Origin of the sequence: Oerskovia sp. NPDC056781, from assembly GCF_042789955.1 — a bacterium.
Classification (GTDB): domain Bacteria; phylum Actinomycetota; class Actinomycetes; order Actinomycetales; family Cellulomonadaceae; genus Oerskovia; species Oerskovia rustica.
This window is the reverse complement of record NZ_JBHUAD010000185.1, coordinates 1-8,137: the sequence shown is the minus strand read 5'-3', so window position 1 is coordinate 8,137 and position 8,137 is coordinate 1. Positions and strand designations below refer to the sequence as shown.

The following is an 8,137-nucleotide window of genomic DNA, read 5'->3' as shown; positions in this document are numbered from 1 at the left end:
CCCCGCGGGCCCGGCCTCCGGGCTGTCCTGACCGCCGCCCGGCCACCACACCGGGTGGCGTCCGACATGGCCGCTTGGCACACTATTCGACCTCCCTTCCCGGCCCGACGACGGCGCGCACCGTCGCGCCCCGCGTCCGGCACGGCCGGGCGCCCGCACGGGTCCCGGGCGCGCGTTCCCTCTGGAAGGATGAGCACATGACTACCGAGAACGACCCCATCGCCCAGGACGCCACCCGGGACATCGCCGACGTCGCAGCCGTCGAGGTCATCACCTCCGCCGCCGTCCACCTCATGAGCGCCGCAGCCGTGAAGTGCGGCCTCGCCGAGGACGCCGTCGAGAAGGAGCACCTGGACCTCGACGAGGCGCGCAAGCTCATCAACGCCCTCGCCGCGCTCGTGACGGCCTCGGCCCCCGACATCGGCAACCAGCACGCCCGTTCGCTCCGCGACGGCCTGCGCTCGCTCCAGCTCGCGTTCCGCGAGGCCTCGGTCTACCCCGACGCCCTGGGCGAGGGCCCGGGCGAGAAGTACACGGGCGCGGTCAGTTGAGCACCCCGCCGGGCGGGCAGCCGACGCCTCCCCCGCCGTCCAGCACGCACGGGCGCGACGACGTCGTGCCCCCGCCCGGCGGAACCCCCGGCCCGCCGCCCGCTCCCCCGGCGTTCGTGCCGGGCGCCACGACCCCGCTCCCGCACGGGCCCGCCCCCCAGACGCAGGCCTACCTGTCCGCCGCGGACAGGACGGGACCGGAGACCGGACCCGCACGAACCCGATCGGGGCGCGGGAGGACCGTCGCGATCCTCGTGCTCTCCGCCGCGTTGGTCGTCGCGCTGGGGCTCGCGGCCTACCTCCTGGTCACGACCCTGAGCTGGCAGGACCGCAGCGAGCAGTGGGAGAAGGAGTCCCGTGAGCTCGGCCGACAGGTCGCGCAGCTCGACGCCGACCTCGACGGCGCGAACGCCGAGCTCGAGTCCGCGCGCTCCCAGCTCACGACGGCCCAGGACCGGATCACCGCGCTCGCGAACGAGAAGGCCCAGCTGGGCGACGAGAACGTGGCCTCGCAGCAGTACCTCGACTACCAGGCGCGCATCTCCGAGGCCGCCGGCACGGTGGCCGGTGCCCTCGGCCAGTGCACCACCGCCCAGGACGAGCTCATCGGCTACCTCAACAACCGTGACGCCTACAACCCGGACGACCTCGCGCGCTTCGCGACCCAGGTCGACGACCTGTGCAACGCTGCGACCGCCGCCAACACCGAGCTCCAGAAGGAGCTCGAGAAGTGAGACGCACGCGACGCCACGGGCGCCGGTCGTCCGGCCCGGTGACCTCGGCCGTCGCCGTGTCGCTCGTCGCGGCCCTGGCCGCGGGGTGCGGGGTCCTGCCGGAGCTGCCCGAGCCCATGCCGACCTCGGTCGTGCCCAGCGTGGCTCCCCAGGCCGATCCCGTCGGGTCGGAGAACCTGTCCCCCGACGGCTTCGACGCGGTCAAGCGGATGGCGGTGCGCATCCGCAACGTCGGGTGCTCGTCCCTCTCGACCGGTTCGGGCTTCGCGCTCGACGACCGCACGCTCATCACCAACAAGCACGTGGTCGAGGGGTCGAAGTCCCTCCAGGTCCTGACGTACGACGGCCGCGACATCCAGGTCGAGACGGCGAGCGCAGCCGGGCTCGCGGACCTCGCGATCGTGCGCACGAGCGACGACCTCCCCTCGGCCCCGACGCTCGCGACCGCCGACCCGGCCCAGGGCGACACCGTGACGGTCGTCGGCTACCCCGAGGGAGGCCAGCTCACGGTCACGCAGGGCAAGGTCGTGGGGACCGCCACCGACCCCCTGCACGAGAACCTGGGCCAGGTGCTCGTGACCGACGCGCAGGTCGAGCCCGGCAGCTCGGGATCGGCCGCGCTCAACGAGGCCGGCGAGGTGATCGGCGTGGTCTACGCGAAGTCGACCGACGCGTCGCTCCTCGTGCCCGTCTCGACGCTGCGCGCGATGCTCGACGACGCGTCAGCCTTCGCGACCCTGCCGCCCTGCTCGTAGGCTGCGAGGCATGAGCAGCGACAGCAGCAAGGACGCGGCCGGTCGGCCCGAACCCTCCTTCATCACGCGCGCGGCGAGCGAGGCCTTCTCGGTGCGCAAGGTCTTCGGCGACGCCTACGAGCGCGACGGGACCCTCGTGATCCCCGTGGCGAAGGTGTGGGGCGGCACCGGGACGGGCTACGGGTACGGCGTCGGTGCGCTCGACGGGTCGACGGGTCCCTCGGCCGGCGACGCCGGGCAGGGCGAGGGCCCGGGAGAGGGAGCCGGGGGCGGCGGGGGCTACGGCGTGCACGTGCGTCCCGTCGGCGTCTACTCGGTAGGCCCCGACGGCACGCGCTGGCACCCCGCCCTCGACCTCAACCGAGTCATCCTGGGGGGCCAGGTCGTGGCCATGGTGGTCGCGCTCGTAGGCGGCTGGGTCCTGGGGCGCCGTCGCCGCTGAACCACCGCGTGCGTGCGCTGCGCAGCGAGAGGCGGGCCGCGTCGTCGGGCGCCCGCAGGGCACGCGTGCTCCCCGCAAGCACCCGACGACGCCACGCCGGCAGGTCAGTCCGCGCGCCCGATGCGCAGCTCGAGCGAGTCGACCCGCTCCGAGACCACGTCGTTTCCCGCGAGGGCCGCGTTGACCTGCGCCAGCACGGCGTCCAGGCCACGCCGGTCGAGCCCCGAGTCGATCGAGAGCACGACGGCGACCTCGGCGCTGCGCCCCGTCTCGGCGCGGACCGCCGCGACGTGCTCGATCCCCGAGACCGCTCCCGCGATCTCTGCCGCGACGTCGGCCGCGACCACGCCGTCCGCGACCGCGGGTGCCCACGGCTTGCCCTGCGCGAGCGCCCACACCGCGGGGCGCGGGACCAGGACCGTGACCGGTCCCGACGGGTCGAGGACCAGCAGGGACCAGTCCTCGCTCACGGCCGACAGGGCGGCCCGCGGCGCGTCGACCGGGACCGGGCGCGCGTCAGGCCGCCAGGCGGCCATGCTCGCGACGCTCGAGAACACCGGGAGCGCCCGCCGCCCGTCGGGAGCCTCGAGCGCCACGACGCCCGCCGAGGCCTCCTTGTCGACCTTCTGCCCGTGCTCGCCGACGCCCGACTTCTCGAGCTCGGCCAGGATGGGGATGAGCAGCCGCGTGCGGCCGAGCCGGGCGACGACCTCGGTGAGGCCCGCCGTCCCCGCCGAGAAGTCCGCCAGGACGCTCGTGAGCGCCGGGTCGGCCGAGCCGTCGTCGTCCGAGAAGCCCGAGGACGGAGGCAGCGCCTTGCCCGTCCCCTCGCCCGCCGGGCCCTTCGAGAACGGCGACGCGCCGTGCGCGTGCCCCGCGTGCGGGTCCTCGGGACCCGGGGAGAGCGAGGTCGACGAGGTCACGGACGGCCTGCCACGTCGAGGGCCTGGGGCAACGTGAAGGCGCCCGCGTACAGGGCCTTGCCGACGATGGCCCCCTCGACGCCCTCGCCCACGAGCGCGCGCAGCGCCTCGAGGTCCGCGAGGCTCGAGATGCCTCCCGACGCGACGACCGGGGCGTCGGTGCGCGAGGCGACCTCGCGCAGCAGGTCGATGTTCGGGCCGCGCAGCGTCCCGTCCTTGGTCACGTCGGTCACCACGTAGCGCGAGCAGCCGGCGGCGTCGAGGCGCTCGAGGACCTCCCACAGGTCCCCGCCCTCCTGCGTCCAGCCGCGGGCCGCGAGCGTCGTGCCGCGCACGTCGAGCCCGACCGCGATCGCGTCACCGTGCTCGGCGATGACCTTGGCCGTCCACTCGGGGTTCTCGAGGGCCGCGGTACCGAGGTTCACGCGCGAGCAGCCCGTCGCGAGCGCACGGGCCAGGGACTCGTCGTCCCGGATGCCCCCGGAGAGCTCGACCTCGACGTCGAGGCGCGCGACGACGTCGGCCAGGAGCTCGGCGTTCGAGCCACGACCGAAGGCCGCGTCGAGGTCCACGAGGTGCACCCACTCGGCGCCGCCGGCCTGCCAGTCGAGGGCCGCCGACAGCGGGTCGCCGTACGAGGTCTCCGAGCCCGCCTCCCCCTGGACGAGGCGCACCGCCTGCCCGGCGGCGACGTCGACGGCGGGAAGCAGGACGAGACGATCGGTCATGAGGTGGTCCTTCCGAGGATTCACGAGGGGGTGGGGCGCGAGCGCTGGGCGCGTGCGCCGGGTGACGCGATGGAACGGGCGGCGACGGGCGGGACCGGCCCCGCCCGCACGGGAGGTCAGAGCGAACGGACCCAGTTCTCCAGGAGTCGGGCACCGGCGTCGCCGGACTTCTCCGGGTGGAACTGCGTCGCGGAGAGCGGACCGTTCTCGACGGCCGCGACGAACCGGCCGCCGTGGTCGGACCACGTGACGAGCGGGGCGCGGAACGCCGCGCCCACGGGCTCGTCGACGCCGAGCGAGAAGTGGCGGGCCGCGTAGGAGTGCACGAAGTAGAACCGCTCGTCGGCGATCCCGTCGAACAGCACCGAGCCCTCGGGCACCTCGACCGTGTCCCACCCCATGTGCGGGACCACGGGCGCCTCGAGGCGGTCGACGATGCCCGGCCACTCCCCGAGCCCCTCGGTGAGGGTGCCGTGCTCGTCGCCCTCGTCGAACATGACCTGCATGCCGACGCAGATCCCGAGCACGGGACGGCCGCCCGCGAGGCGGCGCTCGACGATCTGGTCGCCGCGCACGGCCTTGAGCCCCGCCATGACGGCGGCGAAGGCCCCGACGCCGGGCACGACCAGCCCGTCGGCCTCCGACGCGCGCGCACGGTCCGCGGTCAGCTCGACGCGCGCGCCGACCCGCTCGAGCGCACGCACCGCCGAGCGGACGTTGCCGAAACCGTAGTCCAGGACGACGACCGAGGGCCCCTCGCTCACTTCTTGCGCGCCTTGCGGGCGGAGGCCGTCAGCAGGCGCATGGCCTTCCAGCGCGAGATGTCCGAGCTGGGGACGACGCCCTGGAGGTCCGCGACGGTCGCGTGGCCGGTGACGAGGTCCTCGAGCTCCTCGGGGGCACCGCCGAGCACGAGGCCGGGGGCGAGGGTGTCGCCCTCGACCCCGTCCTCCCAGCGCGTCGCGGTGAGCTGCTCGCCGCGACGCGTGAGGAGGATCAGGGGCACGCCCTTGACGAGCGTCGAGATGGCGGCCGCCGCCCGCTGAGGGGCGTCGCCCGACAGGTCGCGCAGGACGGCCAGCGCGCCGATACCGGTGGGCACGGCGTCGACCTCGATCTGCGCGATCGAGCACGCCGCCGCGAGCGGCTCGGCGCCCGCGATCTGCGTCACGAGGACCGCGACCTCGGGATCTGAGGACGGACTGAGCAGGCTCGAGATGTCGTCCGGGATCTCCAGGTCCAGCTCGGGCTCGTCGGCGGGGTTCTGCGGGGTGGTCATGTCGTCCGTCTCGGTCGTCCGCGGGTCGCGGGGGTGATCGCCGTGCTCAGGCCCGTCGGGCTGAGCGGGGGTGGTCGGCTCGGAGGTCACAGGGCGCCCTTGGTCGACGGGATGCCGTCGACCCGGGCGTCGGGCGCCACGGCGAACCGCAGCGCGCGGGCGAGGGCCTTGAACTGCGCCTCCACGATGTGGTGGGGGTCGCGGCCCGAGAGCACGCGCACGTGGATGCAGATGGCCGCGTGGTGCGCGATCGACTCGAGCACGTGGCGCGTGAGCGACCCCGTGAAGTGGCCACCGATCAGGTGGTACTCCTGCCCCGCGGGCTCGCCCTCGTGCACGAGGTACGGGCGGCCCGACACGTCCACGACCGCGAGCGCGAGCGCCTCGTCGAGCGGGACCATGGCGTCGCCGAAGCGCGAGATCCCGGCCTTGTCGCCCAGCGCGATCCGGAGCGCCTCGCCGATCGTGATCGCGACGTCCTCGACCGTGTGGTGCGCGTCGATGTGCGTGTCGCCCGTGGCCTTGACCGTGAGGTCGATGAGCGAGTGCTTGCCGAGGGCCGTCAGCATGTGGTCGTAGAACGGGACGGTCGTCGAGATGTCCGTCTTCCCGGTCCCGTCGAGGTCCAGCTCGACGAGGACGCTCGACTCCGACGTCGCGCGCTCGATGCGCGCGGTGCGCTTCACAGTCCTGCCACCTCCACCAGGGCGTCCTTGAACGCCGTCATCTCCTGCGGCGTGCCGATCGACACCCGCAACCATCCGTCGGGACCAGTCTCCCGGATGAGGACGCCTCGATCCAACAGGCCCTGCCAGATCGCGTGGCGGTCCGGGAAGGTGCCGAACAGGACGAAGTTCGCGTCGGAGTCGGCGACACGCAGGGGCGCGCCGCCCAGGGCCGCCGGGCGCTGCGCGCGCAGCCAGGCGACCGTGGCGTCGCGCTCGGCCCGCAGGTCGTCGACCTGGGCCAGCAGGGACGCCGAGTGCTTGAGCGCCGCGCGGGCGACGGCCTGCGTCGCGGCCGACAGGTGGTACGGCAGGCGCACGACGCGCAGCGCGTCCACGAGCGGGCGCGCCGCGGCGAGGTAGCCCACCCGGGCCCCGGCCAGCGCGAACGCCTTGGACATGGTGCGCGTGACCGCGAGGTTCGGGTAGCGCTCGAGCAGCTCGAGGGCCGAGGGGACACCGGCGCGGCGGAACTCGCCGTACGCCTCGTCGACCACGACGACCGCGGACGTGCCCGGCTCGGCGCCGCGCGGCGAGACCGCGAGCGCCGCCTCGCACACGGCCTCGACGACCTCGCGCGACAGAGCGGTGCCGGTCGGGTTGTTGGGGCTGGCCAGGAGGATCACGGACGGTGCGTGCTCGGCGATCGCCGCGCGGACGGCGTCGGCGCCGAGCGTGAAGTCCTCCTCGCGGCGCCCGGTGACCCAGGCCGTCGAGGTGTCGCGCGCGTACTCGGGGTACATCGAGTAGGTGGGCGCGAAGGACAGCGCGGTGCGGCCCGGTCCGCCGAAGGCCTGGAGCAGGTGGAGCATGATCTCGTTCGAGCCGTTCGCGGCCCACACCTGCTCCGGCGCGACGCGCACGCCCGACTCGCCTGCGAGGTAGTCGGCGAGGTCCTGGCGCAGCCCCAGGAAGTCACGGTCCGGGTAGCGGTTGAGGGTCGCGGCGGCCGCGGCGACGTCGGCGGCGATGGTCGCGACGACCTCGGCCGAGGGCGCGTAGGGGTTCTCGTTGACGTTGAGCAGGACGGGGACGTCGAGCTGCGGCGCCCCGTACGGCTCGATCCCCGCGTGCTCGGCCCGCACCGGCAGGTGCACCTCGGAGGCGGCGTGCGCGCGGGGCTGCGAGAAGGAGGCACCCGCCTGGGGTGCGCCGTCCGGGGACTCGAGGAGTGGAGTGGTCACCAGGACAGTCTACGAAGCCGTTCGTGCGGGAGAGGTGGACGTCCGGCAGGCGGGCGGTGAGGCTGCCCGCGGCGGGCGATCTCGGCAGCCGTGGACGGAGTGCCGCGGCCGGGGCCCGGAACGCCTCAGGTCGTGACGACGTCGGTCCCGCTCACCGTGACGGCGAGCCGCGGCAGCGGCGAGGGCGCCGGGCCTGCGAGGACGTCGCCCGTGCTCAGGTCGAAGCGGGACCCGTGGCACGGGCAGTCGAGCTCGCCGTCCCCCGGCGCGACCGTGCAGCCCTGGTGCGTGCAGATCGCACTGAAGGCCTCGAACGTCCCCTCCTCGGGCTGGGTCACGAGGTACGGCGCGCCGTCGACCTGGACCGACACCGCGCCGCCCACGGGCACGTCGCCCGTGGCGGTGACCACCGTGCCCGACGGCGCCACGGACGTCCCGCTCGTCGCCCCGCCCTCGCCCGTGGTCCCGGCGGTGCCGCCGCCTCCCCCGCCGCCCGAGCAGGCCGCGAGGACCAGCGCACCCGCGCCCGTTCCCGCGGACAGCAGGAGCGAGCGCCGCGAGAGGAGGTCGCGCGCGGGGGGCACGGCCTGTGCGGGAGTCACCGCCTGCGGGGGTGTCACCGCCTGCGCCGAGGTCACCTGCGTGGTCGAGGTCCTCATGGTCACCCTCCGCCGTGCGTCCCGGGTCGATCGGTCCTTCAATTGAAGCATCGGGCTCCGTGCCGCGCGCGAGCGCGGCACGGCCCGCCCCGCGCGGGCCCCCCCCCCGCGCCGGGCCACGCAGCCCCCCCCCCCAGAGCACACGGGGCACCACAAG

At 74.7% G+C, this 8,137-nt stretch carries 11 protein-coding genes; 4 read left to right on the top strand and 7 right to left on the bottom strand.

Going from position 1 to position 8,137, the window contains the following annotated elements; all coding sequences use genetic code 11:
- The first annotated feature begins 197 nt into the window (after positions 1–197).
- Genes ACFRCR_RS14455 through ACFRCR_RS14440 form a run of 4 tightly spaced genes read left to right on the top strand, consistent with a single transcriptional unit; the run spans position 198 to position 2,482 of the window.
- The gene (locus ACFRCR_RS14455) at positions 198–551 is read left to right on the top strand and encodes a DUF1844 domain-containing protein (protein WP_030150476.1); all 354 of its coding nucleotides are present in this window, start codon (positions 198–200) and stop codon (positions 549–551) included.
- Complete coding sequence (locus ACFRCR_RS14450) at positions 548–1,285, top strand: hypothetical protein (protein WP_377678473.1); 738 nt, start codon at positions 548–550, stop codon at positions 1,283–1,285. The genes ACFRCR_RS14455 and ACFRCR_RS14450 overlap by 4 nt, the downstream gene beginning before the upstream one ends.
- Positions 1,282–2,040 (top strand): S1C family serine protease, encoded by a 759-nt coding sequence (locus ACFRCR_RS14445; RefSeq protein WP_377678472.1) that lies wholly within the window; start codon positions 1,282–1,284, stop codon positions 2,038–2,040. The genes ACFRCR_RS14450 and ACFRCR_RS14445 overlap by 4 nt, the downstream gene beginning before the upstream one ends.
- Positions 2,041–2,050: 10 nt before the next feature.
- Positions 2,051–2,482 (top strand): spore germination protein GerW family protein, encoded by a 432-nt coding sequence (locus tag ACFRCR_RS14440; protein ID WP_377678470.1) that lies wholly within the window; start codon positions 2,051–2,053, stop codon positions 2,480–2,482.
- A 104-nt stretch (positions 2,483–2,586) separates the two neighbouring features.
- On the opposite strand, the gene ACFRCR_RS14435 is transcribed toward ACFRCR_RS14440, so the two are convergent.
- The 7 genes from ACFRCR_RS14435 to ACFRCR_RS14405 all read right to left on the bottom strand — a co-directional run bounded on the left by ACFRCR_RS14435 (position 2,587) and on the right by ACFRCR_RS14405 (position 7,980).
- Positions 2,587–3,405, bottom strand: a complete 819-nt coding sequence (locus tag ACFRCR_RS14435; protein WP_377678468.1) for an SseB family protein — start codon at positions 3,403–3,405, stop codon at positions 2,587–2,589.
- A complete protein-coding gene (priA, locus tag ACFRCR_RS14430) occupies positions 3,402–4,133 on the bottom strand; it encodes a bifunctional 1-(5-phosphoribosyl)-5-((5-phosphoribosylamino)methylideneamino)imidazole-4-carboxamide isomerase/phosphoribosylanthranilate isomerase PriA (RefSeq protein WP_377678466.1) in 732 nt (243 codons plus the stop codon). The genes ACFRCR_RS14435 and priA overlap by 4 nt, the downstream gene beginning before the upstream one ends.
- A 116-nt stretch (positions 4,134–4,249) precedes the next feature.
- Positions 4,250–4,897 (bottom strand): imidazole glycerol phosphate synthase subunit HisH, encoded by a 648-nt coding sequence (hisH, locus tag ACFRCR_RS14425; protein WP_377678464.1) that lies wholly within the window; start codon positions 4,895–4,897, stop codon positions 4,250–4,252.
- Positions 4,894–5,412 (bottom strand): hypothetical protein, encoded by a 519-nt coding sequence (locus tag ACFRCR_RS14420; RefSeq protein ID WP_377678462.1) that lies wholly within the window; start codon positions 5,410–5,412, stop codon positions 4,894–4,896. Before ACFRCR_RS14420 ends, hisH begins: the two co-directional genes overlap by 4 nt.
- Before the next feature lie 86 nt (positions 5,413–5,498).
- Entirely contained in the window at positions 5,499–6,098 is a 600-nt protein-coding gene (gene hisB, locus ACFRCR_RS14415; RefSeq protein WP_191790683.1) for an imidazoleglycerol-phosphate dehydratase HisB, read from the bottom strand.
- On the bottom strand, positions 6,095–7,234 hold the full coding sequence (locus ACFRCR_RS14410; protein ID WP_377678474.1) for a histidinol-phosphate transaminase: 1,140 nt from the start codon (positions 7,232–7,234) through the stop codon (positions 6,095–6,097). Before ACFRCR_RS14410 ends, hisB begins: the two co-directional genes overlap by 4 nt.
- A gap of 212 nt (positions 7,235–7,446) precedes the next feature.
- Positions 7,447–7,980, bottom strand: coding sequence for a Rieske (2Fe-2S) protein (locus ACFRCR_RS14405; protein WP_377678460.1), 534 nt, complete (start codon positions 7,978–7,980; stop codon positions 7,447–7,449).
- Positions 7,981–8,137: the final 157 nt, after the last annotated feature.